The sequence below is a fragment of the Microbacterium sp. GXF0217 genome, assembly GCF_054798195.1.
Genome location: NZ_JBSJZG010000001.1, coordinates 44,067 through 70,981, shown reverse-complemented (window position 1 = coordinate 70,981; position 26,915 = coordinate 44,067). Strand labels below are relative to the sequence as shown.

Here is a 26,915-nt window from a genome sequence, read left to right as displayed (position 1 = left end):
GTCAGCCCTTCGTGATGTCGTCGATGTCGTGCAGATAGCCGATCCGGCCATCATCATGTCGCACGACGAATGCGCCACCACGATCCTCGATCACGAGGGCCCAGGCATCGGGGCCGATGCGGAACAGCAGCTCGCCCCGCTCGTCCACGACATCGCGGTCGCTCGGTGCCAGCGCCCAGAACGGCTGAGCCGCTGGCGCGAAACGGGGGTTGGTCGCGTCGACGTCGAAGACCTGTTCGACGACGACCTGCTCCTCGGCAGCTGGCGACTCGGCGACTTGCGCTTCCCCGACCTCGACATCGACGATCTCCACATCGACTTCCTCGACCGCGTCGGACTCCGGTGCGAGGCCGGCTGCGCTGATCGGTGCGATCTCCGGTGCGTCGTCATCGAGACGTGCGTGCTCGGCATCCTCTCCGCGCGAACGGCGCGCGTAGCCGGGCACGTACTCCTCCTGTGTCAGCACGGAACCCGTGTCTCCGCCGGATGCGTGCGCGGAGAGCGGCACCTGACCGGCCAGGCCGAGAGCTGCGATCTCATCTGTGGTGTTCTCACCGGAGAGCTCGGCATCCAGCACGGGAGCGGCTGGCGCGTCCGACGCGGTCGCTGCGGCGGACCGGGGCTCGCGCGGCTTGGCGATCACCGGGCGGACGGGGTTGGCGTTGCGGTGGGCCAGCGTCTCGAGACGACCGATGAAGTCCTCACGCAGCCCGGGGATCAGCGGCGCGAACACGGTCAGCACGACCAGGGCAAGGGCGGCGACGAGCTCGACCCACGGCACCCATGCCGCGGGGGCGATGCCGGTGGCGATCCAGGACCCAACGAGCGACCAGCTCACCTGCGCCCACGAGATCGCCGCGACCGCGAACGCCACAGAGGCGAACTGGTCGATCCCGAGCGAGCCGACGCGCCGGATGCCGTCCGGCGAGAACCGGCGCAGCACGATCAGGAACACGGCGACCGTCGGCAGGCCGATCGGCAGCACCCAGGCGATCCCCTGGGACCAGACGGACCCGCTCCCGCCGACGAGCGGGAAGAACGACACCACGAAGGCGACCAGCCAGGCACCGACGATGATGAGCTCGCGCAGCGTGAATCCGAGGATCCCGTACTCCGGCGTCACCTGGTCCTCGTAGAGGACGGAGCCATCCTCCACCGTGAACGTCTCATCGTCGGTGGTCGGTGTCGCGGACTCGGTGTCGCCCTCGAACGGGTGCTGGTTACTCATCCTGTTCCTTTCGTCACGGGACGCGACCGTGTCGGCCGACGTCCCTAACGCGTCCCGATATTACCTGCGGGTGCGCGCGGCACCCTTATCGAGAACGTAACCGTCATGACATTCTCATGAACCGCGTCAGCCGAGGCAGGCGGGTCCGAGCAGCGACTTCAGATCGCCGAAGAGATCAGCGGAGACGGTGACCGGCATGGGAACTTCGAACACTTTGGCGGTCTGCCCCCGGTGCACGCGGAGCATCACTTCGGTGTCGCCGTTGTGCCGGCGCAGCACCTCGGCGAGATCGTTCATGACCCGCTCGGTGGCGCGCTGCTCCGCCACGACGAGCGACAGCGGCCCGGCTGCATCGAACGAACCGATGTCCGGGGCGAACGCCGACTGCGCGTGCAGATTGAGTCCGTCATCGCGACGCGACACGCGTCCGCGGACAGCGAGGATCGCATCCTGCTGCAGCACGTGCTGGAACTCGGTGTACGTCTTCCCCATGAACATCACGGTGACCTCGCCGTTGAAGTCCTCGACGGTGATCATGCCGTACGGATTGCCGCTGGCCTTGGCGACACGGTGCTGCACGCTGGTCACGAGTCCGGCGACTGTAACCTGGTCGCCGTCCTGAAGGTCCTCGGACGCCAGCAGATTGTGGATCGAGATCGAGGCGTGCTTGGCGAGCGGCACCTCGAGGCCTGCGAGCGGGTGATCGGAGACGTACAGACCGAGCATCTCGCGCTCGAACGCCAGCTTGTCCTTCTTGGTCCACTCCGGGCGCTCGGGCACCTTGGCCGGTGCGGCCTCCTCCATGTCGTCGTAGAGGCTGTCGAAGTCGAACCCGATCGCGCCCTGCGCCTCGTTGCGCTTGCGATCCACGGCGGCCTCGACGGCATCCTCGTGGATCTCCATCAGTGCACGACGCGTGTCGCCCATCGAGTCGAAGGCCCCGGCCTTGATCAGGGATTCGACCGTCCGCTTGTTCGTGACGTGCAACGGCGCCTTGTGCAGGAAGTCGTGGAACGAGTCGAACTTCTCCTTCTTGCGCGCCTGGACGATGCCCTCGACGACGTTGCTGCCGACGTTGCGCACGGCCCCGAGTCCGAAGCGGATGTCCTCGCCGACGGCGGCGAAGAAGTTGATCGACTCCCCCACATCCGGCGGAAGCACACGGATGCCCATGCGACGGCATTCGTTCAAGTACAGCGCCATCTTGTCCTTAGAGTCGCCGACGCTGGTCAGCAGCGCGGCCATATACTCGGCGGGATAGTGCGCCTTGAGATACGCGGTCCAGTACGAGACCAGCCCGTACGCTGCCGAGTGGGCTTTGTTGAACGCATAGTCCGAGAACGGCAGCAGGATGTCCCACAGCGCCTTGATGGCACCCTCACCGAACCCACGCTCGATCATGCCGTCGTGGAAGCCCTCGTACTGCTTGTCCAGCTCGGACTTCTTCTTCTTGCCCATCGCGCGGCGCAGGATGTCTGCTTGACCGAGCGAGAACCCGGCCACCTTCTGCGCGATCGCCATGACCTGCTCCTGATAGATGATCAGGCCATAGCTGATGTCGAGGATGTCCTTCAGCGGCTCCTCGAGCTCCGGGTGGATCGGGGTGACCGGTTGCAGACCGTTCTTGCGCAGCGCGTAGTTCGTGTGCGAGTTCGCGCCCATGGGGCCGGGGCGGTACAGCGCGATCACGGCCGAGACGTCTTCGAAGTTGTCCGGCTTCATCAGTCGCAGCAGCGAGCGCATCGGGCCGCCGTCGAGCTGGAAGACGCCGAGCGTGTCACCGCGGGTGAGCAGCTCGTACGCGGCGGCATCGTCGAGTTCGAGATGCTCGAGATCGAGTTCCTCTCCCCTGTTCGTGCGGATGTTGTCGAGCGCGTCCGAGATGATCGTGAGGTTGCGCAGCCCCAGGAAGTCCATCTTGATGAGGCCCAGCGTCTCACACGACGGATAATCGAACTGCGTGACGATCTGGCCGTCCTGCTCGCGGCGCATGATCGGGATGATGTCGAGCAGCGGCTCGGACGACATGATGACGCCGGCGGCGTGCACACCCCACTGGCGCTTCAGCCCCTCGAGCCCGAGTGCGCGGTCGAAGACCGTCTTCGCCTCTGGGTCGGTCTCGATGAGCGCCCGGAACTCGCTCGCCTCCTTGTACCGTTTGTGCTCGGAGTCGAACATGCCGCCGAGCTCCATGTCCTTGCCCATGACGGGCGGCGGCATCGCCTTCGTGAGACGCTCGCCCATGCTGAACGGGAATCCGAGGACGCGCCCGGCATCCTTCAGCGCCTGCTTGGACTTGATGGTGCCGTACGTCACGATCTGAGCGACGCGCTCGGAGCCGTACTTCTCGGTGACGTAGTCGATCACCTCGCCACGGCGACGGTCGTCGAAGTCGACGTCGAAGTCGGGCATCGAGACGCGGTCAGGGTTGAGGAAGCGCTCGAAGATGAGTCCGTGCTCGAGCGGGTCGAGGTCGGTGATCTTCATGGCGTAGGCGACCATGGATCCTGCACCGGAACCACGACCAGGACCGACCCGGATGCCGTTGTCCTTGGCCCAGTTGATGAAGTCGGCGACGACGAGGAAGTACCCCGGGAAGCCCATCTGCAGGATGATCCCGGTCTCGTACTCGGCCTGCTTGCGGACCTTGTCGGGGATGCCGGCCGGGTAGCGGTAGTGCAGGCCCTGCTCGACCTCCTTGATGAGCCAGCTGTCCTCGGTCTCTCCGTCGGGTACGGGGAAGCGCGGCATGTAGTTCGCCGACGTGTTGAACTCGACCTCGCAGCGCTCGGCGATGAGCAGCGTGTTATCGCACGCCTCCGGGTGATCGCGGAAGAGCTGGCGCATCTCCTGCGCGGTCTTCACGTAGTAGCCGTCGCCGTCGAACTTGAAGCGGTTCGGGTCGTCCAGTGTCGACCCGGACTGCACGCAGAGCAGGGCCGCGTGCGCGTCGGCCTCGTGCTGGTGCGTGTAGTGCGAGTCGTTGGTCGCCACCAGCGGGATGCCGAGATCCTTCGACAACCGCAGCAGATCGGTCATGACCCGGCGCTCGATCGACAGGCCGTGGTCCATGATCTCGGCGAAGTAGTTCTCCTTGCCGAACAGATCCTGGAACTCGGCGGCCGCCGCACGCGCGGCATCGTACTGCCCGAGGCGCAGTCGGGTCTGGATCTCGCCGGACGGGCAGCCGGTTGTCGCGATCAGTCCCTTGCCATACGTCTGCAGCAGGTCGCGGTCCATACGGGGTTTGAAGTAGTAGCCCTCCATGCTCGAGAGCGAGCTCAGCCGGAAGAGGTTGTGCATGCCCTCGGTACTCTGACTCCACATGGTCATGTGGGTGTACGCACCGGATCCGGAGACGTCGTCGCTCTTCTGATCGGGCGAGCCCCACTGCACGCGCGTCTTGTCGCTGCGGTGCGTGCCGGGGGTGACGTAGGCCTCCAGACCGATGATCGGTTTGATGCCTGCGTTGCGCGCCGCGTTGTAGAACTCGAAGGCCGCGAACGTGTTGCCGTGGTCGGTCACCGCGATGGCCGGCATGCCGTAATCCGCCGCCGCCTGGGTCATCGCCGCGATCTTCGCCGCACCGTCCAGCATCGAGTACTCGCTGTGGACATGGAGGTGCACGAAGGAGTCGGATGCCATGCTTCGAGTCTACTTTCGGGTACCGACGTCGGGTGCCGGAGGGGTCGAGATCGGTCAGTCGCCGCGTAGCACCTCCGGGGCACCGGCGAGGTCGGCCTGGTCTCTCACGGCACGGCATCGACCACGGAGAACGTGAACGTTCTCCGCACATCGGGAATCTCGTCACCGACAAGCGCCGATCCGGACCCCGCCACCGTGGAGACGATCTCGGTGGCCCGACCGGGCTCGTCATAGTAGGGCCGGCGGAAGGACACCGTCACGACACCGCCGTCCTGACCCACGCTCTCCGTGCCGTCGAGTAGCCAAGGGCCTGCGCGGCGCCCTCGCCGGAACACGGAGGCCGGCCCGCACCCGTGCACGTGACGACGCGATGATCGACTCGCTCAGGGTCACGTCAGGGCGATGTCACGCACGAGATCCAACGCATCCATCGTTCTCTCCTTCCTTCGTCACGTGTGCAGCCGTACGGCTCGAGCGGTGCGGGTCGAGCATCCAGAGGCCACCCGCGGCGTGACCGAACGCACAGACCGTGACCCCAGATCAGGTGGTTCGCCCGAGATCAGGAAGAGAACCACGAATCCGTCCGGTTCTCGGGAGAACCTCCTGATTTCGGGCGCAGGTCAGTCGGGCTCGCGCTCAGTCGCCGCGCAGCATCTCCAGCGCGCTGGCCAGGTCCGCCGGATAAGGCGAAGCGAACTCGACTCGGTCGCCGGTCGCCGGGTGCGCGAAAGCGAGCTTGTGCGCGTGCAGCCACTGCCGCGTCAGCCCCAGCCTCGCCGCCGTCGTCGGGTCGGCTCCATAGAGGGGATCGCCGACGCACGGATGCCGGTGAGCAGCCATGTGCACGCGGATCTGATGGGTGCGCCCCGTCTCGAGATGAACCTCCAGCAGCGACGCACCGGGGAACGCCTCGAGCGTCTCGTAGTGCGTCACCGAGTCCTTGCCCTCCGGTGTGACGGCGAACTTCCACGAATGGTTCGGATGCCGCCCGATCGGGGCGTCGATGGTTCCCGCCAGGGGGTCGGGGTGCCCCTGCACGACGGCGTGGTAGATCTTGTCGACCGTGCGCTCCTTGAAGGCGCGCTTGAGCAGCGTGTACGCGCGCTCGGTCTTCGCGACGACCATGAGGCCGGATGTGCCCACGTCGAGGCGATGCACGATGCCCGCGCGCTCGGCCGCACCGCTCGTGGCGATGCGGAATCCCGCGCCGGCCAGCGCGCCGAGCACTGTCGGTCCGTCCCAGCCCAGCGAGGGGTGGGCGGCGACGCCGGTGGGCTTGTCGACGACGACGATCTCGTCGTCGTCATGGATGATGCCGAGCTCGGGGACGTCCACCGGAACGATGCGCGGCTCCTCCTTCGGCCGCCATTCGACACTCAGCCAGCCGCCGGCGTGAAGCCGATCCGACTTGCCGAGCGTCATGCCGTCGACGCTCACGCCCCCGGCTTCGGCGACCTCGGCCGCGAACGTGCGCGAGAAGCCGAGCATCTTGGCGAGTGCGGCATCAACACGCACGCCCTCGAGGCCGTCCGGAATCGGAAGGTGACGGGACTCCACGATCAGGATGCCGCGCCGGACGACGCCGGGCGGCCGGCCTCGTCGTCTTCCGCACGCGTCGGATCCGACGGCTCATCTGCGACGTCGACGCGGTCGGCATCCGCCGTGCCCTCAGCGCCCTCGGCCTGCTGCGCGGCGGCGGCCTTCTCCGCTTCGATGTGGTCCCGCTCGCGCGTGCCGTCGAAGCGCAGACCGAACACGACGAGCAGGGCGACGGAGATCATGCCGGTGACGATGAAGACGTCGGCGATGTTGAAGATCGCCGGCATCATCCACGGCATCGAGATCATGTCGACGACTTCGCCCATCGCGAAACCGGGCTCACGGAAGAAGCGGTCGCCCAGGTTGCCGAGCACGCCGCCCAGCAGGCATCCGAGCACGACCGCCCACAGGCGCGACTGCACGCCGACAGCCTTCCAGATGATGACCATGGCGACGACGCTCAGCGCGATTGTGAAGATCCAGGTGTGGTCGGCGCCGATGGAGAACGCGGCACCAGGGTTGCGCACGAAGAGGAGCTGGAGGAACTCCCCCAGCACCGGAACAGGCTCCCCGTAGGGAAGGTTCTCGACCGTGAGGTACTTCACGAACTGATCGGCGGCCAGCACGACGATCGCGAGAATCGCGACGATCGCGCCGGCCGCCGACCGACGAAGGGGACGACGTCCTGACAAGAGGATGCCTTAGAGACCGATGGCGGAGACCGGCGTCGAATCCGCCGACGTGGCCTTCTCGTCCAGGTCTCGCAGCTGACCCTCGATGTAGCCGCGCAGCTGTGTGCGATAGTCGCGCTCGAACGTGCGCAGCTCGGTGATGCGGGCTTCGAGCGTGTTGCGCTCGCGCTCGAGACGTGCGGACTCCTCGCGCTGCTTGGCCGCGGCCTCGCTGCGGATCTTCTCGACCTCGGTCTCAGCCTCGGCGATGAGCGCAGCACGCTTCGACTCGCCCTCGGCGACGTGCTCGTCGTGCAGACGCTGGGCCAGCTCGATGATGCCAGCGGTGGTCGTGGTGGCCACAGGCGCCGCCGCAGGAGCGGGCGTCTCGACGGGCGCGGGAGCCGCGGCGACCGGCGCCGGAACCTCGGCGACGACCGGAGCCTCGGGAGCCTCGGCGGCCTTCTTCTCACCGGACTCGTACGCGGCGAGCTTGGCTTTTAGCTCGGTGTTCTCCTCGAGGGCCTTGCGCCACTCGACGACGATCTCGTCGAGGAAGTCATCCACCTCGTCCGGGTCGAAGCCGTCCTTGAAGCGGACGTGCTGAAACTGCTTGGTGACGACGTCATCCGGGGTCAGTGCCATGGGTAGGCTCCTCTTTCGATGAGTTTGTGGATCTGGCGCGGACCCTGGGGGCGCACCTGGGAGCCAAGCATAGTCCCCGGACCTGATCGCCGCGACGGCGGACGCTCACTCCGGCGTGCCGGTGCTCAGCTCGCGGCGCCGCCGATCGCGCGCACGACGGCCATGAGGATGAGGACGACGAACATCGTCAACGCGAACCCGAAATCCAGCGACAGTCCGCCGATCCGCAAGGGCGGAATGATTCGACGGAAGAACCGGATCGGCGGATCGGTGATGGTGTAGATCGCCTCTGCGACCACCAGGCCGAAGCCCTTCGGTCGCCACTCCCGATTGAACAACGGGATGTAGTCGAGGATCAGTCGCGCGAAGAGCACGAAGATGTAGATCAGCAGCACCAGATGAACGATGCTGGCGATGAGAGAGACCAGCGAACCCACGGTTTATGCGTGGTCGAAGGCGGCGGACTCCGCGTCCGCCTGAGCGATTCCCCCGTGTCCGGACACGGCGATGTTCTCCGGCGAGAGCAGGAACACCTTGGAGGTGACGCGCTCGATGCGGCCGTAGAGACCGAGGGAAAGACCGCTCGCGAAGTCGATGAGGCGACGAGCCTCGGCATCCGACATCTGCGACAGGTTGATGATCACCGGAATGCCCTCGCGGAAGCTCTCGGCGATGAGCTGCGCATCGCGGTACTGCTTCGGGTGCACGGTGAGGATTTCGTTCACGGCGCCTCCAGCCGGCTGGCGCACGGCCACGGGACGACGAAGCGGGGTCACCGGCGCGGGTGCCTGCTCCTCGACCTCGCGGTCGCGCTCGCGGTGTGCACGAGCAGGCGCCTGGGACGCCTCCTCTTCGTAGACCTCTTCCTCGTCGGCGAGGCCGAGATACACCATGGTCTTCTTCAGCGGGTTTCCCATCGTGTCCTCCGGAAACGTATCGGGGCTGGTCTGGTTCGAGGTTATCCCCGCACAGGGCGGGGACCGGTGATTGCGGATCCGATCCGCAGGTGTGTCGCGCCAGCCGCGATGGCCTGCGCGAAATCGGCCGTCATACCCGCCGAGATCCAGGCGGCATCCGGATGCTGTGCGCGCACGGCATCCGCCACCGCTCGCAGTCGGGCGAAGGCAGAAGCGGGCTCCTCGTCCAGAGGAGCGACCGCCATGACGCCACGCAGACGCAGTGAACCCAGGGCGGCGACGTGGTCGGCGAGGCCGACGGCCGCCTCGGGGGCGACTCCCCCTCGTCCGGCATCCTCGGTGAGGTTGACCTGCACGAGGACATCGAGCACGGCATCCGAATCCGCCGCGCGATGCAGCGCATCCGCGAGGCGGCCCCGGTCGAGCGAGTGCACCACGTCGGCGCTACGACGGATCGCCGCTGCCTTGTTCGTCTGTGCCTGGCCGATGAAGTGCCAGCGCAGTTGCTTCAGCTCATCCGACTCCTGAGCCTGTCGCAGCTCGTCCCGCTTCGCGGTGAGCTCCTGCTGACGGTTCTCGCCGACGTCGGCCACCCCGAGCGCGGCGAGATCGGCGACCAGGGAGGCCGGGTGGAACTTCGTGACGACGATGCGTGTGATCTCGTCGGCGTTGCGCCCCGACGCGCGCGCGGCGTCGGCGATCTGCTCATCGATCGCCGACAGCCGTGCCGCCAGGGTCATCGTGTGGTCGTCCTCGAGGTCACTTGAGGAACTCGGGGATGTCGAGGTCGTTGTCGTCCGCGAACGCCGGCTCGTAGCTGCTGGTCGCCGAGATGGGCGCCACCGGCTCGCGCTTCTCCTCGACCACCGGGACCTCGATGCTCTTCTCCTCGGCCACCGTCTGCTCGGTCAGCGGCTCGGGGCGGGAGAGGAACGTCGGGTCCAGTCGCAGCGACGGCTCGCCGCTGTCGAACCCGGCCGCGATCACGGTCACGCGCACCTCGTCGCCGAGCGTGTCGTCGATGACGGTACCGAAGATGATGTTCGCCTCGGGGTGCGCGGCTTCCTTGACCAGATCCGCCGCGTCGTGGATCTCGAAGATGCCGAGGTTCGAGCCGCCCTGGATCGACAGCAGCACACCGTGCGCGCCTTCGATGGATGCTTCCAGAAGCGGCGACTCGACGGCGAGCTCAGCGGCCTTGATCGCCCGATCGGCGCCGCGCGCGGACCCGATGCCCATGAGCGCGGAGCCGGCACCCTGCATGACCGACTTGACGTCGGCGAAGTCGAGGTTGATGAGACCCGGGGTCGTGATGAGGTCGGTGATGCCCTGCACACCGGCGAGGAGCACCTGGTCGGCCGTGGCGAAGGCCTCGATCATCGAGATGCCGCGGTCGCTAATCTCGAGGAGTCGGTCGTTCGGCACCACGATGAGGGTGTCGACCTCTTCCTTCAGCTTCACGACCCCCGCCTCGGCCTGGCTCTGGCGACGGCGGCCCTCGAACGAGAACGGCTTCGTGACGACACCGATCGTGAGCGCGCCGATGGACTTCGCGATGCGCGCGACGACGGGGGCACCACCGGTTCCGGTGCCACCGCCCTCACCGGCGGTGACGAAGACCATGTCGGCGCCGGTGAGCGCCTGCTCGATCTCCTCCGCGTGGTCCTCTGCGGCGCGACGGCCCACCTCGGGGTCGGCGCCTGCGCCGAGTCCGCGCGTGAGTTCGCGACCGACGTCGAGCTTGACGTCGGCGTCGCTCATCAGCAGCGCCTGCGCGTCGGTGTTGACGGCGATGAACTCGACGCCGCGCAGGCCGAGTTCGATCATGCGGTTGACGGCGTTGACACCGCCACCGCCGACGCCGACGACCTTGATCACGGCGAGGTAGTTCTGGTTCTGGCTCATGGCCGGCCTCCGATATGTCGAGCCTGAAAATCTGTTCTGCGAGTGTGTGAACCTTAAACCTCAACTAGAGGTGTAAAGTATTTCCCGGTATTGCGTTCTCTTGATCGAAGGTATGCGCCCATCCGGCGCGGACGCGCAACGACACGGGCGTGTCTCGCAATCGCTCTCGCAGAAGCCGCTGAGAGGGCCCCGGGTGCGATCAGCCCGCGATGCCGACGGCGGGAGTCGAGACGTCGAAGGTCTGCGCTTCCGGATTGGCGGCGACGAGCCGCGACAGCACGAGCGCCTTGAGCGCCGAGTCCTCGGAGCTCCCCCACATGACCGACTTCTCCCCGAGCGTGAGAGTCACGTCGTCGGTCGACGACGCCACGACGCGTGTGAGCTGCGCGCGCAGATCGGCCGGCAGCGACCGGACGACGAGACCGGCAGCTTCGAAGGCCGCTGATTCGGTCCCGCCCTCGATCTCGAGCAGCGGCTGCCCGGCCGGCTGGGCGTCGGTCGTCGCGAGTGCCACGCCGGCGGCATCCACGAGGGTGTATCCGGCATCCGAACTGAGGACCCCGACCGGTGTGCGCTCGACGATCCGCACTGTGAGCTCGTGCGGGGGCTTCGCCTCGAGCGCGTAGGTCTCGATGAGCGGGAAGGCGATGAGCGCTGCTTTGACCTCGCTCGCGTCCACCGATGCCAGCGGCGTACCCATCTGGCCGGCCAGAGCGGCTTCGATCTGCGCCGGATCGAGTGACGACGCCCCGATCACCGTCACCTTCTCGACGGCGAACAGCGGGCTGTATGCCGCCAGCGCCGTGCCGCCGATCAGCAGCACGAGCGCGCCGAGCGTGCCGAGCCAGATCATGCGCCGACGGCGCGAGCGCTGGGTGAATCGGCGGATCTCGGTCTTGAGCGCCTTGCGGCGCGCACGGGCGGCGCGCCAGACGTCCCGCTGGGTCAGCGTCGGCTCGCGCGGTTCCTCCTGGATGCCGGCATCCGCCTCGCCGGATGTGTCGGCGGCGTCGGTCGGAGCGATCGTCGAGACGACCGCCTCCGACTTCTCGTCACGCGTGCGGCCGCCGCGGCGGACCGGCGGCTGGTCATCGGACGGCTGCTCGTCCGGTGCGACCGGAAGGGGCGCTGGCCGGCGCATCCGTTAGTCCTCTGGTGTCTGCCGGAGCGCGTCCAGCACCTGCGGGATGATCTGGTAGACGTTGCCGCAGCCGAGGGTCAGGACGTAGTCGCCCTCGCGCGCGATGCTCGCCGTGTAATCGGCGGCCTCCTGCCAGTCCGCGACGTAGTGCACGTTGCCCTGGTCGGCGAAGGCGCCGCTGACCAGTTCGCCCGTGACGCCGGGCACCGGGTCTTCGCGCGCGCCGTAGACGTCGAGCATGACGGTGTGATCGGCGCCCTGCTCGAGCACTTCGGCGAACTCGCGGAACATGTGCTGCGTGCGCGAATACGTGTGCGGCTGCTGGATCGCGATGACCCGGCCGCTGCCGACGACGCTGCGGGCAGTGGCGAGGGCGACCTGCACCTCAGCGGGGTGATGCGCGTAGTCGTCGAACACGCTCACGCCGCGCTCGGTGCCGTGCAGCTCGAAGCGCCGCACCGTGCCCGCGAAGCCCTCCAGCGCGTGCGCCGCATCGGCGAGCGAGTAGCCGAGGGACTGCAGCACCGCCACGGCGCCCGCGGCGTTGATCGCGTTGTGCGCACCCGGCACCGCCAGCTGCAGCCGAACGGACTCGCCGCCTCGGGAGAGCGTCGCCGAAACGGGACCGGTGGTGTCGATGTCGGTGATCCGGAGATCCGCGCTGTCGGCGAGGCCGAATGTGATGACGTTCGCATGCGACATGCCCGCTGCGACGCGGAGCGCGCCCGGGTCGTCGCTCGAGATGACGACGGCTTCGGTCGCAGCATCCGCGAACCGGACGAAGGCGTCGTGGAACGCCTCGTCCGAGCCGTAGAAGTCGAGGTGGTCGGGGTCCACGTTCGTGATGAGCGCGACGGCCGTGTCGTACAGCAGGAAGGTGCCGTCCGACTCATCGGCCTCGATCACGAACAGCTCATCGGCGCCGGTAGCGCTGGATGCGCCCAGCTGCTCGATGACTCCGCCGTTCACGAAGCTCGGGTCGGCACCGAGCGCGCGCAGAGCCGTGATGATCATGCCCGTCGACGTGGTCTTGCCGTGCGCGCCGGCGACCGAGACCAGACGGCGCGAGCCGATCAGCCAGTGCAGCGCCTGCGAACGGTGGATGACGTGCAGGCCGCGCTCCTTGGCGGTGACGAACTCCGGATTCTCCGGCCAGATCGCGCCGGTGTGGATCACGGTGTCCGCATCGCCCAACTGTGCGGCGTCGTGGCCGATGTGGACGGTGGCCCCGGCATCCGCGAGGGCACGCAGCGCAGCGCTGTCCGCGCGGTCCGAACCGGACACCCGGATGCCGGCATCGAGGAACATCTTCGCGAGTCCGCTCATGCCGGAGCCGCCGATGCCGATGAAGTGCGCGGCGGTGATGGACTCCGGAATCGGGAGGGTGAGGTCAGGTCTGATCATGTCGTTCCCAGTTTAGGCGGGGCTGCCGAGTGCACGGTCGACCAGTGCGATGACGTTCTCCGTGCCGGCTCGCGTGCCGACCCGGTCGGCAGCCGCGGCCATGGCCGCGATGCGATCGGCGTCGCCCAGCAGCGGAACCACGACGTCGCGCACAGTCGCACCCGAGAACGTCGGATCGTCGAGCAGACGGGCCGCGCCCGCAGCGACCGCGGATGCCGCGTTCAGCCGCTGCTCGCCGTTGCCGACCGAATAGGGCACGTACAGCGCCGGCAGGCCGAGCGCGCTGATCTCGCTGACCGTCGCGGCGCCGGAACGCGAGACGACGAGATCGGCCAGCGCGAAGGCGAGATCCATCCGATCCACGTAGCGGCGCATGGCATACCCCTCGGCGCCGGGGTCGGCGAGGTCGCTGCGCTCCCCCGTCACGTGCAGCAGCTGCCAACCGGCATCCAGGATGTCCTGCCAGGAGTCCGCCAGCGCGTCGTTAAGGCGCTGCGCGCCGAGCGAGCCTCCGAACACGAGCAGCACAGGGCGATCGGCATCCAGCCCGAAGGCCGCCGCGGCCTCGGCGCGGACGGCCCGCCTGTCGAGTTCGATGACCTCACGGCGCAGCGGCATGCCGACGACGTCCGCTCCGCGCATCGGCGTGCCGTCGAAGGCGACCCCGACCGCGGCCGCACGACGCGCACCGAGCTTGTTCGCGAGCCCAGGCTTGGCGTTGGCCTCGTGCACGACATACGGAATCCCCTCGCGGCGGGCGGCGACGTACGCGGGAGCTGCCGCGTAGCCGCCGAAGCCGATCACGACATCGACGCCGCGCGTGCGGATGTGCTCGCGCACCTGGCGGACGGCTCTGCGGAACTTCGCAGGGAACGCGGCGGCCTGCTTGTTGGGACGGCGGGGGAACGGGACCTTGTCGACGATCAGCAGTTCGTAGCCGCGCTCGGGCACCAGACGGGCCTCGAGCCCCTCAGCGGTGCCGAGCACCAGAAGGTCGGCGTCCGCGTCGCGCAGACGGAGACCGTCGGCCACGGCGAGCAGGGGGTTCACATGTCCGGCGGTGCCTCCGCCGGCGAGCAGGTACGTGGTCACCTGGTGACCCTACCCCGTCCGTCTGCAGGGATCGTGCGCGCGAAGGCCAGCAGCACACCGCAGGCGAGCAGCACCGACAGCAGCGCTGTACCGCCCTGCGACATGAACGGCAGCGGCACGCCCATGACCGGGAAGACGCCGATCACGACGCCGATGTTGATGAGCGCCTGACCGATGATCCAGACCGTGATCCCGCCGGCGGCGACCCGGATGAACGGGTCGTCCGTCTTGCGGATGATGTGGAACGCACCGATCGCGAACACGGTGAACAGCGCCATCACGACGATGCAGCCGATGAGGCCGAGCTCCTCGCCGACGATCGCGAAGATGTAGTCGTTCGCGGCGGCGGGCAGCCAGCCGTACTTCTCCTGCGAGTTGCCGAGGCCCAGGCCGAAGATGCCGCCCGTCGCCATGCCCCAGAAGCCGTGGATGGCCTGATAGCAGATGTTGTCGAACGTCTCGCGGTCCGCCACGGGGTCGACGTTCGCGCACAGCGCCGTGATGCGCTTCATGCGGTTGTCGCTGGAGAGCGCGTAGAACAGCACGGCGCCGGCGCCGGCCAGCAGCGGCAGGATGAACAGGCGCAGCTTGACGCCGGAGAAGAACAGACAGGCGAGCAGGACGAGCACGAGCACCATCGCCGTGCCGAGGTCCTCACCGGCCATAACCGATCCGATCACGAGCACCGACACCGGGACCACTGGGATGAACACGTGATGCCACACCGCGAGCCTGGTCTGCTTGCGCAGCAGAACGTACGCGATCCACAGCGCGAGCGCGAGCTTGAGGAACTCCGACGGCTGCAGCGTGAAGCCGGCGATCTTGATCCAGTTGCGGTTACCGCCCGAGTCCACACCCAGCGGAGTGAACACGAGCAGCTGCATGAGGGTCGCTGCGATCAGGGCAGGCCAGGCGAGCTTCTTGATCCAGTCGACCGGCATCCTGCTCACCAGGAACATCATCGGTATGCCGACGAGCGCGAACAGCCCCTGCTTGATGGCGGTGTCCATCGTGCCGCTCTCCGTGGCAGCCGTCGCCGAGACGACCATCACGATTCCGAAGGCGGTCAACAGCAATGCTGCCGAGACGATCAGGACGAACTCGGTCGACGGTGGAGTGAGCAGGCGCCCCAGTGAGACGCGGGCGGCGAGACCGGATCCGGACTCAGTGCGCTTCGGGCGAGCCACCTGCGTCATCGGCGCTCCCCCTGTCGATCCATCCCTGCACTGCTTCGGCGAAGCGGTGGCCGCGATCCGCATAGCTGGAGAATTGATCGAAGGATGCCGCGGCGGGGGCCAGCAGGACCGTACCCTCCCCATCGACGATCCCGGTCGCGATCTCCACGACACGGTTCATGACCTCTCCAGTGTCGCCAGTGACGACCTCGAACACCGGCACCGTCGGCGCGTGTCGTGCGAATGCCGCGACGACCTCGCTCCTGTCGACGCCGATGACCACCGCGGCGCCGGCCGTCGGTCCGACATCCGCGATGAGATCCGCGATGTCCACGCCCTTCAGATCGCCGCCGAGCACCCAGACGGCTCCGGGATAGGCCCGCATCGAGGACGCGGCCGCGTGCGGGTTGGTGGCCTTGGAATCGTCGATCCAGGTGATGCCGCGGTGACGCGCGATGACCTGGATGCGGTGCGCATCCAGGCGGAACGAGCTCAGTGCCCGCGTGATCGCCTCCGGCTCGACGCCGAGCGATCGGGCGAGGGCACTGGCGGCGAGAATGTTCTGCACCACGTGGGGCGCCGAGAGCCCCGCGAGCGCGAGGTCGTCGAGCGTCGTCAGCTCCAGCGCGCTGTTCGCGCGATCGTCGAGGAAGGCACGATCCGCGAGGATCCCGTCGACGACGCCGAAGTCGCTGGGCCCCGGCACGCCGAGATCGAACCCGATCGCGCGGGCGCCCTCCGTGACCTCGGCCTCTTCGACCATGAGGCGCGTCGCGGCATCCGCCTTGTTGTACACGCACGCGATGCGGGTGTTGCGGTAGACGATCGCCTTGGCATCCCGATAGGCCTGAGCGCTGCCGTGCCAGACCAGATGGTCGTCGGCGAGATTGAGGCAGACCGCCGAGTACGGGTGCAGCTCGGCGACCGCCGAGCTCTGCCCCAGATACCAGAGCTGGTGGCTGGAGAGTTCGATGACGAGCACGTCGAAGCCGGCAGGGTCGCGGACCGCATCCAGCACGGGGATGCCGATGTTGCCGCACGGCGCCGCGCGAAGGCCGCCCTCGACGAGGAGCGTCGCGGTCAGCTGCGTCGTAGTCGTCTTGCCGTTCGTTCCTGTGATGAGGACCCAGTCGGCCGGTGAGCCATCGGGGCGGACGACCTTGTCGCGCACGCGCCACGCGAGCTCGACGTCGCCCCAGAGGGCGATGCCGGTCTCCTGCGTCCACCGGATCACGGGGTGGAACGGCGAGAACCCCGGGGAAGCGATGACGACCTCGGGGTCGAACGCACGCAGCGCCTCGGGAACGTCGGAGAGCGGTCCGATCTCCAGCGCTGCACCGATGACCGGCACGAGACGCTCGTACTCCTCGCTCGCGCTCTCGGAGAGCACCAGGACGTCGGCGCCGAGCTCGGTGAGCGTGTCTGCGACGGAGAACCCGGTGACCGACAGCCCGAGCACCGCGACGCGCAGGCCCTTCCAGTCGGCATGCCAGCTGGTCAGCGCGTCCAGGCGGGCGTCAGTCATGGACCTGGCTCAGCCACTCGACGTAGAACAGACCGACGGCCGAGACCGCGAGGAGTCCGGCGATGATCCAGAGCCGCACGACGATCGTGACCTCGGGCCAGCCGCGCATCTCGAGGTGGTGGTGGAACGGGCTCATCAGGAACAGGCGCTTGCCGCGGGTGATCTTGAAGTAGGCGCGCTGCAGGATCACGGACCCGGACGACAGCACGAAGACGCCGGCGATCACGAACAGCAGCAGCTCGGTGCGGCTGAGGATCGCCATGGCGGTGATGACGCCGCCGATGGCCATGGATCCGACGTCGCCCATGAAGACCTTGGCCTTCGGCGCGTTCCACCAGAGGAAGCCGATGAGTCCGGCGGCGAAGGACGCGCCGACGATCGCGAGGCTGAACGGGTCGCGCACCTCGTAGCAGGCGGACACCACGGACGGATCGACACCCTCGCCGCAGACCTGCTTGAACTGCCAGAAGGCGATCAGGCTGTAGGCGCCGACGACGAACACGCCGGCACCGGCGGCGAGGCCGTCCAGTCCGTCGGTGAGGTTGACGCTGTTGGAGGTGGCGACGCCGATCACCGAGATCCAGATCAGGTAGAGCGCCCAGCCGAGGACCAGGCCTCCAGCCATGAGGTTCAGCCACGGGATATCGCGGAACAGGGAGACGTATCCGCTGGCGGGGGTGTTGCCGAGCTCGTTCGGGAAGTTCAGCGCGAGGATGCCGAACGGGATCATCACCAGCAGCTGGCCGACCACCTTGCGCCAGCCGGAGAGGCCGAGGCTGCGCTGAGAGCGCACCTTCATGAAGTCGTCGATGAAGCCGACGGCGCCGAAGCCGACCATGAGCCAGAGCACGAGCATCGCCGAGAGCGTCGGCTCGCTGCCGCCGGCGTAGATGCCGGTGAAATAGCCCACGATCGTGCCGACAATGAAGATCACGCCGCCCATCGTCGGGGTGCCGCGCTTGGCCTCGTGGCTCGGGTTCTCGATCGCGTCGGGGGTGCGGATCACCTGCCCCCAGCCCCACTTGCGGAACAGACGCAGAAAGACCGGAGTCAGAAAGAGTGTGAAGGCGAGCGATATCGCCGCCGCCATAAGCAGGGACCTCACGAGAACAATTCTCCCAGACGATCACCGAGGTGCCGGAGCCCTACGGAATTGGATGACTTCACGAGCACGCGGTCCCCCGTGCGCAACTCGTTCTTCAGGTACTCGAAGGCGGCGTCCTGGTCGGGGAGGTGCACGGCCTCGCTGTCCCAGGACCCCTCGCCGATGGCCGAGATGTAGAGCCGCCGCGCCTCCGGACCCACCACGACGATGCGCTGGATGTTGAGGCGCACGGCGAGCAGCCCGACCCGGTCGTGCTCCTCCCCCGCGTCCTCGCCCAGTTCCGTCATGGCGCCGAGGACGGCGACCGTGCGCTCGTCGGGGCCGGTGATCTGCGCCAGTGTGCGCAGGGCAGCGGCCATCGAGTCCGGGCTGGCGTTGTACGCGTCGTTGATGATGCGGACGTCGTCGTTGCCCATCGGCTGCATGCGCCAGCGCTCCGCGATCTCGAGCGTCTGCAGACGCTCGATCGCGGTTGCGGTCGGCACCCCGAGCGCTCTGGCTGCGGCGATCGCAGCGAGGGCGTTAGAAACGTGATGCGCACCGAGGACCTGAAGAGCCAGCGGGTGGGCCTGCTCGCCGTCGACCTCGATGACGCAGCGTGTGCCGGATGCCGAGACCTCGACGCCACTCGCGCGCACGTCGGCGGAGGGCGACTGCCCGAACCCGATCACGGAGATCCCGCGTTCCTCGGCCGCAGACCGCATGGCCGCGACGCGCGGGTCGTCGAGGTTGAGCACGGTGGTTCCGCCCTGGCGGGTCGCCGTGACGAGCTCTGCCTTGGCCTTGGCCGTCTCTTCGATGCCACCGAAGCCGCCGGCGTGCGCCATGCCGACCATCAGGACGATCGACAGATCGGGCTCGACGAGGCCAGCGAGATGAGCGATGCGGCCGGGTGCGCTGGCACCGAACTCGCTGACGAGGAAGCGGGTCGCGGTCGTGACGCGGAGCATCGTGACGGGGGCGCCGACCTCGTTGTTGTACGAGTTGATCGGCGCAACGGTCTCGCCCTCGGCCTCGAGGATGCGCGCGAGCATGTTCTTCGTCGTGGTCTTGCCGTTGGACCCCGTGATCCCGACGATCCGCAGACCGCCGAGTGCCCGGACCCGTGCGACGACCTCCCGAGCCAGGTCAGCGAGAGCGCCAACGGCGTCCGGCACCACGATCTGGCTGATCGGAGCATCGACGGGATGCTCGACGATCGCCAGGGCGGCGCCGCGGTCGGCCGCTTGACCGACGAAGGCGTGCCCGTCCGTCGTGGCGCCCGGCTTGGCGACGAAGATCGTGCCCGACCCCATCTGACGGGAGTCGGTGTCGACGATGCCGTCCACGACGGTGTCGGCCGTGTGGTCGCCGAACAGGCGCAGCTCCCCCTTCAGGACAGCGGCGATCTCGGTGAGCGACAGGGCGATCATGACTTCTCCACGCGCGGCGGTGAGCCGGCTTAGTTGAACTTGGGGAGAAGCTCGTCCATCGGTTCCGTGGACGGCTTCACCCGGTAGGTCTTGAGCACCTGCGTCATCGCCTTCTGGAAGGCTGTGGCGGTGGCAGCAGACGTCCTCAGCTTAGTCGGCTCGTCCATCGTGACCACGACGACGTACTCAGGGTCCTCGGCCGGCGCGTATCCCACGATGCTCACGTCGTAGAGCCCGCTCTTGTATCCGCCGTGACCGTCCGGGGTCTGCGCGGTACCGGTCTTGGTCGCGATCCGGTAGCCGGGAACCTCGATGCGCTCGGCCAGTCCGCCCTGAACGGCGACGTTCTCCAGCATGCGCTGCACCTGTGCCGCGGTGCTCGCCTCGATGACCTGCTCGTGCTCGGGCGCGTCCGCTTCGACGACGGTGCCGTCGGCCTGCGTGCACGATTCGATGAGCGACAGGTCGATCCGCTCGCCGTCGTTCGCGAAGGTCTGGTATGTGCTCGCGAGCTGCGCCGCGGTGATCGTGAAGTGCTGGCCGAATGTCGTCGTGTACAGCGACTGGTTGTCCCATTCGCTCGCGGGGTGGAGGGTACCCGGCTCCTCGCCGTACAGGCCGATGCTCGTCTTCTGCCCCACGCCGAACTTCGCCAGATAGTCGTGCCGCACTTCCGCCGAGACCATCTCGCCGTACTTCGACAGCGCGACGTTCGAGGAGTCGATGAGGGCGCCGGCCAGCGTGTAGTTGTACTTCGGGTGCGAGAACGGATCGTTGATCTCGGCGCCGTTCGGGAAGTACTCACGGCTCTCCGCCGTGACCCCCGTCGACCAGTCCGCCACGCCCTGATCGATGATCGTAGCCGCCGTCACTGCCTTGAACGTGGACCCGGGCTCGAAGGTCTTCGAGAAGATCTGCGACGTCCAGTAGCCGCTGGGAGTGCCGTCGACGTTGTTGGGGTCGACCGACGGCCACTCAGCGGCCGCGCGGATCTTGCCGGTCTTCACCTCGACGACCGTGACGGTCGCGCTCTGAGCACCCTGGCGCTGCGCCTCTTCGGCGACCATCTGCTGCAGATACCAGTTCAGGTCGCTGTTGAGCGTGAGCTGAACCGTTCCGCCGTCGATGGCATCCGTCGTGGTCTCACTGCCGGGGATGACGACGCCGTCCTTGCCCTTGCGGTAGGTCTGCGATCCGTCGGTCGGCGCCAGGCACTCGCCGGCCATCCGCTCGACGCCGTACTGACCTTCGCCGTCGCCGTTGAGGAAGCCGACCATCGTGCCCGCGACCGCGCCGTTCGGGTAGACGCGGACGCTGCGCGGCGCCATGTACAGGTATGTCGACACGCCGATTTCACGCAGCTGAAGGTACTGCTCCGTGTTCAGGCCGCGCTTGAGCTGCGCATAGCGGCTCTCCGGATCCTTCGCCAGAGCATCCGAGACCAGCGCGCGCACGTCATCGACGTTCTGCCCGGTGATCGCGGCGATCTTCTCGGATGCTTCGGCCCACGGGACCTCCGGCGGGTTCTTCTCGTCGTTCTCGAGCTTGTCGATGAGGAAGGGATCTAGCTGGGCGTCGTACACGAGCGTGCTCGCGGCGAGGACGGTGCCGTCCGCATCGACGATGCTGCCGCGATTGCCCGCGATGGCGGTCGTTGAGCCGAGGTTTCCGACTTCGAGCGAATCCGAGACGTGATCATCGGCCGAGACCACCTGGATGTCGACCAGGCGGATGACGAACGCGGTGAGGACGATGAGGACCACGGCGAGTGCGACGACGGTACGTCGCCGGGGACCACGGGTTGCGCGCGTCGTCATCATGTCTCCGGTCTCAGTGTGTGCTCGGTGTCGGCAGCCCGTCGGTCAGGGCGGGCGGCGTGTCGGATTCCGCCTCGACGACGGCGTTCTCCGTGGGGGCCGTCTCGGCAGTCTCGGCCGCCTCCTCGGATGCGGCGGCTGTCGCTGCGACGGCGGCGCGCTCCTCGAGCAGCGAGTTGGCGACGGAGCCCGATCCGTTCGGATTGACGGTCGACGACCAGTCCGCCGCGGATCCGGCGCCGACGACCATGCCGTCGCTGAGGCGCAGGTACGACGCGGTCCCGGCGACGACCATGCCCAGCTCACTCGCCTTGCTTGCGAGCGCCTGCGGCGAGTTCGATCCGGCGAGCTGCTCCTCGAGCGCCTGGGTCTCGAGGCCGAGCGCGCGCTGCTGGCTCTTCAGATCGGCCACGACGAACGAGTCATGCGTCGTCGCCAGCGTGAGGCCCATCTGCGCGGCGCCGATCACGAGCGCGCCGGCCAGCGCCGTCAGGGCGTACACGAGCTTCGGACGGCGACGCGGCACCGCGTGTTCGACGGGGCGGAGGCTGCGTCCTCGCTCCTCACGCACCGGAGCCTGCGGAGTCGGCCGCAGGCGGGCGGTTGCTTCGGCACTCATGACCGCTCCCTCAGCTTCTCGGCGGCGCGCAGCCGCACCGGGATCGCACGCGGATTGCGCGCTCGTTCTTCGTCTCCCGCGAGCTCGGCGCCCTTGGTGAGCATCCGGAAGCGCGGGGCGTGCTCCGGAAGCTCGACCGGCAGACCGGCCGGGGCCGTCGATGCGGATGCCGCGGCGAACGCCTGCTTGATCAGGCGGTCCTCCAGCGACTGGTACGACATGACGACGATGCGTCCGCCGATGTTCAGCGCGTCCATGGCCGAAGGAATCGCGTCGGCGAGGACGCTGAGCTCGGAGTTGACCTCGATCCGCAGTGCCTGGAAGACCCGCTTGGCCGGGTGGCCGGCGCGCTGCGCGGCGGCCGGGGTGGCCTCGATGAGCAGATCGACGAGTTGACCGGACCGCTCGAGCGGCGTCTGCTGACGCGCCTGAACGATGAAACGGGCGTAGCGGCCGGCCAGTTTCTCCTCCCCGTAGCGTTCGAAGATGCGCCGCAGGTTCCCTTCGCTGTAGGTCGCCAGGACGTCTGCCGCCGTGGTGCCCTTGGTCTGGTCCATCCGCATGTCCAGCGGAGCGTCCTTGGAGTAGGCGAAGCCGCGCTCCGCCTCGTCGAGCTGGAGCGAGGAGACACCGAGATCGAACAGGATGCCGTCAGCACCCTGCGCGTGCAGTCCGATCTCGTCGTACACCGAGTGCACGAACGTGACGCGTCCGCCGAAGCGGGCGAGCCGCTCCGAAGCGATGCGCAGCGCATCGGTGTCGCGGTCGAGGCCGATCAGGCGGATGTTCTCGAACCGCTCGAGGAAGGCCTCGGCGTGCCCGCCCATGCCGAGGGTGGCGTCCACCAGGACGGCGCCGTCGTGCTGCAGCGCCGGAGCGAGCAACTCGATGCAGCGCTCGAGGAGGACCGGGGTGTGAATGTCTCGGATGCTCATGATGTCTTCGGGAGACCTGCGACCCTGATCCCCCTCCGCTTCACGACCCGGCACCGGGGAAGTGTGTCGGGGCGGGAGCGGCGGGGCATCACAGTCGAGGTCAGAACAATCCCGGAATCACCTCCTGTTCCAGTTCTGCGTACGATTCCTCGTTTCCTTCGAGGTAGGTGTTCCAGGCCGCGGCATCCCAGATCTCGGCATGTGCGCCGACACCCGTCACGACGAGCTCCTTCTCGAGCCCTGCGTACTGACGCAGGTGCGCCGGGATGGTGATGCGGTTCTGGCTGTCCGGCATCTCCGCGCTCGCTCCGGACAGGAACATGCGCAGGAAGTCGCGGGCCTGCTTGTTGCTGAGCGGTGCCTGACGGATCCGCTCGTGCAGCTCCTCGAACTCGGCCGTGCTGAAGACGTAGAGGCAGCGCTCCTGCCCGCGGGTGACGACGATGCCGCCGGCGAGATCCTCGCGGAACTTGGCGGGCAGGATGACTCGGCCCTTGTCGTCGAGCTTCGGTGAGTGCGTCCCCAGCAACATCGGCCTTCACCCCCCTCTTCGCCCGGCCAACTCGAGGTATACCCCACTTTACTCCACTTTGCTCCACTTTCCTACGATGAATCCCGTCGATAAGGGCATGGCGAGGCCCATTGCCCCAGCGAACGCCGAAGAGATCCGCGGAAAGACGCGGGTCTCAGTGCGTGGAGTGAAGTGGAGCGTCAGTGGAGGGCAAGTGGGGCCACGGGGAGGCCGCCCACCCGGAAACGAGAAGAACCCGGATGCTCAGGGCATCCGGGTTCTCGAAGTGGAGAGAAGTGGGGTCAGCGGGTCAGCGACCTTCTTGGCGGCGATCCCATCGATCGTTCATGCGGTCCATGAAACCCGCCGACGACGTGGGCGCACCCTTGTCGCGGGGGGGCTTGGGAAGGGAGCCGCCGGCGCGGCGGATCGGAGTCACGGCGAGCATCACCCCGCCGAGCATCGCGATGAAGCCCACCACGCCGATGGCGATCGCGAACCCGCCGAGGTCGCTGGCGAGAGCCACGCCGACCACGAGTGCGCCGATGCCCACGAGCAGTAGAACCGCCCCGTAGACGAGGTTCCGATAGCTCAGAACGCGATCGCCCGATGGCGCGCTGACGACATCGGCGTCGTTCTGGAGGAGATGGCGTTCCATCTCGTCGAGCAGACGCTGCTCCTGTTCGGACAGTGGCATTCCGTCCCCCTCGGGTTTCGTGTGCTTCAGTCTACTCGTGCACGGGCCTCCGAGGCTAGATATCGGCTGAGAGGAGTCGCGTCTCAGCGCCGTAGGCTGGACCAGTGCCCTCCCCTTCTCCGGTTGCCGACGCCATCGCCAGTGCACTCGACCAGTTCCTGGATCGCATGCGCGCGGAATCCGTTGCCTACGGCCACGACGGACGACGGTTCATCGACGCCGCCGCTGCGACGCTGTCTGGCGGCAAACGCCTCAGAGCACGGTTCTGCCACGCCGGATGGACGGCGGTCGCACGCGCATCGGATCGCACCGCCGCCGAGCCCGAATCGCTGTGGCTGCTGTGCGCCGCGCTCGAGGTGTTCCAGGCCGCGGCGCTCGTCCACGACGATCTGATCGACAACTCGGACACCAGACGCGGGCGCCCTGCCGCCCACCGCTCCCTCGAGGCGGAGCACCGCGGGGCCGGCTGGAGCGGGGACGCCGAGGGCTTCGGACGCTCCGGCGCCGTGCTGCTGGGCGACCTGCTGGTCGCGTGGAGCGACGATCTGCTCGAGGACGCCCTGCGGGACCTGCCGAACGCGCCGGCCGTCCGGGCCGAGTACGCGCGCATGCGCCGCGACGTGACGACCGGCCAGTTCCTCGACATCGCCGAGGAGTCGGCCTGGAGCGTCAACCCGCTCGAGGAGCATGCGGAGCGCGCGCTCCGGGTCATCTCGTTCAAGTCAGCGCGGTACAGCGTCGCGCAGCCGCTGCGACTCGGCGCTCTGCTCGCCGGAGCGGATGCCCAGCAGCTGAATGCCCTGGACGGCTTCGGGATGCCGGTCGGCATGGCTTTCCAGCTGCGCGACGATGTCCTCGGCGTGTTCGGCGACGCAGCCGTGACTGGCAAACCCAGCGGCGATGACCTGCGCGAGGGCAAGCGCACGGTGCTCATCGCGTTCACCCGTGAGCGCCTCGCGGCGCCGGCGCGCACCGTACTGGACGAGATGTTGGGCGACGACGGACTGGACGAGGCGCAGATCGCGGCACTGCAGGCCACCGTGCGTGAGAGCGGAGCGCTCGATCGGGTCGAGGAGCTCATCACGGACTATGCGAAGACCGCCGACCGCGCGCTCACCGGAGCCCGGCTCGACAACGCGGCCGTCGGTCAGCTGCGCGATCTCGCCAGGGCGGCGACGGCACGCGTCGCCTGACCTGCCCGACCGGGCTGGTCAGGCCAGGGTGCGCGCGACGCGCCTGACCTCGCTCTTGTGACCGGCGAGCAGCGCCGCGATCGGCGCGCGGCCCAGCGTGTCATCCTCCGCGAGCATCCAGTCGATGGCCTCGTCGTCCGTGAGCCCAGCATCCTGCAGAGCGATGATGGTGCCGCGCAGCGACGAAAGCGGGTGCCCGTCGACGATGAAGACCGCCGGCACGGCGAGTACGCCGCTGCGCTTCGATGCGATCAGGTAGTGGTCGTCGATCAGGCGGCGCACACGGCTCTGCGATTCGTCGAGCACCTCGACGAGATCGGGCAGGGTCAGCCAGTCGGTGGGGGTCGATGCGGGGACAGTCTCAGACACGTTGTTCACTATCTCACCTCCGGCTGACAGGCGCATGTCGTCACAGCAGTCACATGTGTCCCATTCGTCACTTCTGTTGACTTCCGTATACATCCGTGTCAGCGTGGATGGGCGATCAAAGGGGTCCCACCGTGAGCCAGCAGACCATGCGCCGACGCATCCGCCACCTCCAGGTGGGGATTCCGGCTGCCATTCTCAGCACGTTGTCTGGCGCCTTCGCGGCCGCGCCGGCCTCGGCATCCGACGTCGACACCGGAGCGGTCGAGCGTGTCCACGCGTTCAGCACGCGCACGCTGCCCGCCGCGGCTTCCACGCCCTCGACGCACACTGTGCAGAGCGGCGACACGGTCTGGGCGATCACCCGGACCTACGGGTTGCGCTCCGCCGACCTCGTGGCCTGGAACGGTCTGGGTGCGGACGCGATGATCCGCCCCGGGCAGGTGCTGCGCCTCGTGCCCGCTTCCTCCTCGGCCCGCACCGCACCGGCCGCTCCCACGCCAGCAGCACCTTCTGCGCAGACGCACACTGTGGTCGCGGGCGACACGATCTCGCGCATCGCGGCGAAGTACGGCTCGACGATCGACGCCGTGCTGGCGGCCAACGGACTGTCACGCGCCTCGATCATCTACCCCGGGCAGCAGATCCGGGTCGCCGGCGCTGCCGCATCGACTCCGGCGCCTGCGCCGGCAGCGACTCCTGCGCCGGCATCGAACACCGCCACGACGCACACCGTCGCCGCGGGCGACACCATCACGAGCATCGCGACCACGTACGCGACGACCATCAGCGCGATCTTCGCGGCGAACGGACTCTCAGGGTCGTCGATCATCTACCCCGGTCAGAAGATCGCGATCCCCGGCAAGCAGGAGACCGCGGCCACCGATGTCGGCCCCAAGTCCGCGGTGCTCAACGCTCCGCAGACGGAGAACGCGCTCATGATCATCGGCATCGGGCGCGAGCTCGGCGTCTCGGATCGCGGCATCGCCATCGCCCTCGCGACGAGCATGGTGGAATCCGGCATGCGCAACCTCGACTGGGGCGACCGCGACTCGATCGGCCTTTTCCAGCAGCGGCCGAGCACCGGGTGGGGAACGCCGGAGCAGATCGGCCACCGCGACTATGCGATCCGGGCGTTCTACACCGGGACGACCAATCCGGACGGCACCATGACGCACGGGCTCCTCGACGTCGGCGGGTGGGAATCCATGCGCTTCACGGACGCAGCGCAGACCGTCCAGAAGTCCGCCTTCCCCGAGCGCTACGGCCAGTGGGAGCAGGCGGCTCACGGGTGGCTCGCCCAGCTCGGGTGACGGCGGAATCCCGCGCCGAGATGGTCGCAGGGGTGAGCCGTTGCCGGGGCTTTCAGCCTG

At 67.9% G+C, this 26,915-nt stretch carries 25 protein-coding genes; 2 read left to right on the top strand and 23 right to left on the bottom strand.

The annotated features are described in order from the left end of the window. Position 1: 1 nt before the first annotated feature. The 22 genes from ACWAT3_RS00340 to ACWAT3_RS00235 all read right to left on the bottom strand — a co-directional run bounded on the left by ACWAT3_RS00340 (position 2) and on the right by ACWAT3_RS00235 (position 23,983). Positions 2-1,228 (bottom strand): hypothetical protein, encoded by a 1,227-nt coding sequence (locus ACWAT3_RS00340; protein WP_460794914.1) that lies wholly within the window; start codon positions 1,226-1,228, stop codon positions 2-4. A 126-nt stretch (positions 1,229-1,354) separates the two neighbouring features. Then, the gene (gene dnaE, locus ACWAT3_RS00335) at positions 1,355-4,873 is read right to left on the bottom strand and encodes a DNA polymerase III subunit alpha (protein WP_460794912.1); all 3,519 of its coding nucleotides are present in this window, start codon (positions 4,871-4,873) and stop codon (positions 1,355-1,357) included. Between the two features lie 104 nt (positions 4,874-4,977). Next, positions 4,978-5,133: a hypothetical protein gene (locus ACWAT3_RS00330; RefSeq protein ID WP_460794910.1), complete on the bottom strand. Its 156-nt coding sequence runs from the start codon at positions 5,131-5,133 to the stop codon at positions 4,978-4,980. Between the two features lie 376 nt (positions 5,134-5,509). Further along, positions 5,510-6,430, bottom strand: coding sequence for an RluA family pseudouridine synthase (locus ACWAT3_RS00325; RefSeq protein WP_460794908.1), 921 nt, complete (start codon positions 6,428-6,430; stop codon positions 5,510-5,512). Between the two features lie 2 nt (positions 6,431-6,432). After that, on the bottom strand, positions 6,433-7,104 hold the full coding sequence (lspA, locus tag ACWAT3_RS00320; RefSeq protein ID WP_460794906.1) for a signal peptidase II: 672 nt from the start codon (positions 7,102-7,104) through the stop codon (positions 6,433-6,435). A gap of 9 nt (positions 7,105-7,113) precedes the next feature. Beyond that, positions 7,114-7,728: a DivIVA domain-containing protein gene (locus ACWAT3_RS00315; RefSeq protein ID WP_460794904.1), complete on the bottom strand. Its 615-nt coding sequence runs from the start codon at positions 7,726-7,728 to the stop codon at positions 7,114-7,116. A 125-nt stretch (positions 7,729-7,853) separates the two neighbouring features. Then, positions 7,854-8,165, bottom strand: coding sequence for a YggT family protein (locus ACWAT3_RS00310; RefSeq protein WP_460794902.1), 312 nt, complete (start codon positions 8,163-8,165; stop codon positions 7,854-7,856). Between the two features lie 3 nt (positions 8,166-8,168). Then, entirely contained in the window at positions 8,169-8,645 is a 477-nt protein-coding gene (locus ACWAT3_RS00305) for a cell division protein SepF (RefSeq protein ID WP_429462139.1), read from the bottom strand. Between the two features lie 41 nt (positions 8,646-8,686). Then, positions 8,687-9,385, bottom strand: coding sequence for a YggS family pyridoxal phosphate-dependent enzyme (locus ACWAT3_RS00300; RefSeq protein WP_460794900.1), 699 nt, complete (start codon positions 9,383-9,385; stop codon positions 8,687-8,689). Positions 9,386-9,404: 19 nt separating this feature from the next. Next, positions 9,405-10,550 carry a cell division protein FtsZ gene (gene ftsZ / locus ACWAT3_RS00295; protein ID WP_460794898.1) on the bottom strand — a complete coding sequence of 382 codons (1,146 nt, stop codon included), beginning with the start codon at positions 10,548-10,550 and terminating at the stop codon, positions 9,405-9,407. A 199-nt stretch (positions 10,551-10,749) separates the two neighbouring features. Next, positions 10,750-11,691, bottom strand: a complete 942-nt coding sequence (locus tag ACWAT3_RS00290) for a cell division protein FtsQ/DivIB (protein WP_460794896.1) — start codon at positions 11,689-11,691, stop codon at positions 10,750-10,752. 3 nt (positions 11,692-11,694) lie between these two features. Continuing rightward, on the bottom strand, positions 11,695-13,095 hold the full coding sequence (gene murC / locus ACWAT3_RS00285; protein WP_460794894.1) for a UDP-N-acetylmuramate--L-alanine ligase: 1,401 nt from the start codon (positions 13,093-13,095) through the stop codon (positions 11,695-11,697). A 12-nt stretch (positions 13,096-13,107) separates the two neighbouring features. Next, positions 13,108-14,187, bottom strand: coding sequence for a UDP-N-acetylglucosamine--N-acetylmuramyl-(pentapeptide) pyrophosphoryl-undecaprenol N-acetylglucosamine transferase (locus tag ACWAT3_RS00280; RefSeq protein ID WP_460794892.1), 1,080 nt, complete (start codon positions 14,185-14,187; stop codon positions 13,108-13,110). Next, the gene (locus tag ACWAT3_RS00275; protein WP_460794890.1) at positions 14,184-15,383 is read right to left on the bottom strand and encodes an FtsW/RodA/SpoVE family cell cycle protein; all 1,200 of its coding nucleotides are present in this window, start codon (positions 15,381-15,383) and stop codon (positions 14,184-14,186) included. The genes ACWAT3_RS00280 and ACWAT3_RS00275 overlap by 4 nt, the downstream gene beginning before the upstream one ends. After that, positions 15,352-16,887, bottom strand: a complete 1,536-nt coding sequence (gene murD / locus ACWAT3_RS00270; protein ID WP_460794888.1) for a UDP-N-acetylmuramoyl-L-alanine--D-glutamate ligase — start codon at positions 16,885-16,887, stop codon at positions 15,352-15,354. Before murD ends, ACWAT3_RS00275 begins: the two co-directional genes overlap by 32 nt. Beyond that, a complete protein-coding gene (mraY, locus tag ACWAT3_RS00265) occupies positions 16,880-17,992 on the bottom strand; it encodes a phospho-N-acetylmuramoyl-pentapeptide-transferase (RefSeq protein WP_460794886.1) in 1,113 nt (370 codons plus the stop codon). The genes murD and mraY overlap by 8 nt, the downstream gene beginning before the upstream one ends. Beyond that, positions 17,989-19,404 (bottom strand): UDP-N-acetylmuramoyl-tripeptide--D-alanyl-D-alanine ligase, encoded by a 1,416-nt coding sequence (locus ACWAT3_RS00260; RefSeq protein WP_460794884.1) that lies wholly within the window; start codon positions 19,402-19,404, stop codon positions 17,989-17,991. The genes mraY and ACWAT3_RS00260 overlap by 4 nt, the downstream gene beginning before the upstream one ends. A 29-nt stretch (positions 19,405-19,433) precedes the next feature. Continuing rightward, a complete protein-coding gene (locus tag ACWAT3_RS00255; RefSeq protein ID WP_460794882.1) occupies positions 19,434-21,224 on the bottom strand; it encodes a peptidoglycan D,D-transpeptidase FtsI family protein in 1,791 nt (596 codons plus the stop codon). Positions 21,225-21,234: 10 nt separating this feature from the next. Then, positions 21,235-21,840 carry a hypothetical protein gene (locus tag ACWAT3_RS00250; protein ID WP_460794880.1) on the bottom strand — a complete coding sequence of 202 codons (606 nt, stop codon included), beginning with the start codon at positions 21,838-21,840 and terminating at the stop codon, positions 21,235-21,237. Continuing rightward, a complete protein-coding gene (rsmH, locus tag ACWAT3_RS00245; protein WP_460794878.1) occupies positions 21,837-22,775 on the bottom strand; it encodes a 16S rRNA (cytosine(1402)-N(4))-methyltransferase RsmH in 939 nt (312 codons plus the stop codon). Before rsmH ends, ACWAT3_RS00250 begins: the two co-directional genes overlap by 4 nt. A 100-nt stretch (positions 22,776-22,875) precedes the next feature. After that, positions 22,876-23,307, bottom strand: coding sequence for a division/cell wall cluster transcriptional repressor MraZ (mraZ, locus tag ACWAT3_RS00240; protein WP_460794876.1), 432 nt, complete (start codon positions 23,305-23,307; stop codon positions 22,876-22,878). Between the two features lie 289 nt (positions 23,308-23,596). Next, complete coding sequence (locus tag ACWAT3_RS00235; protein ID WP_460794874.1) at positions 23,597-23,983, bottom strand: DUF3040 domain-containing protein; 387 nt, start codon at positions 23,981-23,983, stop codon at positions 23,597-23,599. Positions 23,984-24,087: 104 nt separating this feature from the next. Between ACWAT3_RS00235 and ACWAT3_RS00230 the strand changes: the two genes are divergently transcribed. Then, on the top strand, positions 24,088-25,176 hold the full coding sequence (locus ACWAT3_RS00230) for a polyprenyl synthetase family protein (protein WP_460794873.1): 1,089 nt from the start codon (positions 24,088-24,090) through the stop codon (positions 25,174-25,176). A gap of 18 nt (positions 25,177-25,194) precedes the next feature. On the opposite strand, the gene ACWAT3_RS00225 is transcribed toward ACWAT3_RS00230, so the two are convergent. Beyond that, positions 25,195-25,554 carry an Rv2175c family DNA-binding protein gene (locus ACWAT3_RS00225; protein ID WP_460794872.1) on the bottom strand — a complete coding sequence of 120 codons (360 nt, stop codon included), beginning with the start codon at positions 25,552-25,554 and terminating at the stop codon, positions 25,195-25,197. 122 nt (positions 25,555-25,676) lie between these two features. Between ACWAT3_RS00225 and ACWAT3_RS00220 the strand changes: the two genes are divergently transcribed. Continuing rightward, positions 25,677-26,855: a LysM peptidoglycan-binding domain-containing protein gene (locus ACWAT3_RS00220; protein WP_460794870.1), complete on the top strand. Its 1,179-nt coding sequence runs from the start codon at positions 25,677-25,679 to the stop codon at positions 26,853-26,855. Positions 26,856-26,915 lie beyond the last annotated feature (60 nt).

Bases quoted from the DNA above. Each gene is read 5' to 3' on its own strand.
- ACWAT3_RS00340 (WP_460794914.1), bottom strand. From the start codon at position 1,228: ATGAGTAACCAGCACCCGTTCGAGGGCGACACCGAGTCCGCGACACCG.
- dnaE (WP_460794912.1), bottom strand. From the start codon at position 4,873: ATGGCATCCGACTCCTTCGTGCACCTCCATGTCCACAGCGAGTACTCG.
- ACWAT3_RS00315 (WP_460794904.1), bottom strand. From the start codon at position 7,728: ATGGCACTGACCCCGGATGACGTCGTCACCAAGCAGTTTCAGCACGTC.
- ACWAT3_RS00305 (WP_429462139.1), bottom strand. From the start codon at position 8,645: ATGGGAAACCCGCTGAAGAAGACCATGGTGTATCTCGGCCTCGCCGAC.
- ACWAT3_RS00300 (WP_460794900.1), bottom strand. From the start codon at position 9,385: ATGACCCTGGCGGCACGGCTGTCGGCGATCGATGAGCAGATCGCCGAC.
- ftsZ (WP_460794898.1), bottom strand. From the start codon at position 10,550: ATGAGCCAGAACCAGAACTACCTCGCCGTGATCAAGGTCGTCGGCGTC.
- ACWAT3_RS00290 (WP_460794896.1), bottom strand. From the start codon at position 11,691: ATGCGCCGGCCAGCGCCCCTTCCGGTCGCACCGGACGAGCAGCCGTCC.
- murC (WP_460794894.1), bottom strand. From the start codon at position 13,095: ATGATCAGACCTGACCTCACCCTCCCGATTCCGGAGTCCATCACCGCC.
- ACWAT3_RS00275 (WP_460794890.1), bottom strand. From the start codon at position 15,383: ATGACGCAGGTGGCTCGCCCGAAGCGCACTGAGTCCGGATCCGGTCTC.
- murD (WP_460794888.1), bottom strand. From the start codon at position 16,887: ATGACTGACGCCCGCCTGGACGCGCTGACCAGCTGGCATGCCGACTGG.
- ACWAT3_RS00260 (WP_460794884.1), bottom strand. From the start codon at position 19,404: ATGATCGCCCTGTCGCTCACCGAGATCGCCGCTGTCCTGAAGGGGGAG.
- ACWAT3_RS00255 (WP_460794882.1), bottom strand. From the start codon at position 21,224: ATGATGACGACGCGCGCAACCCGTGGTCCCCGGCGACGTACCGTCGTC.
- ACWAT3_RS00250 (WP_460794880.1), bottom strand. From the start codon at position 21,840: ATGAGTGCCGAAGCAACCGCCCGCCTGCGGCCGACTCCGCAGGCTCCG.
- rsmH (WP_460794878.1), bottom strand. From the start codon at position 22,775: ATGAGCATCCGAGACATTCACACCCCGGTCCTCCTCGAGCGCTGCATC.
- mraZ (WP_460794876.1), bottom strand. From the start codon at position 23,307: ATGTTGCTGGGGACGCACTCACCGAAGCTCGACGACAAGGGCCGAGTC.
- ACWAT3_RS00235 (WP_460794874.1), bottom strand. From the start codon at position 23,983: ATGCCACTGTCCGAACAGGAGCAGCGTCTGCTCGACGAGATGGAACGC.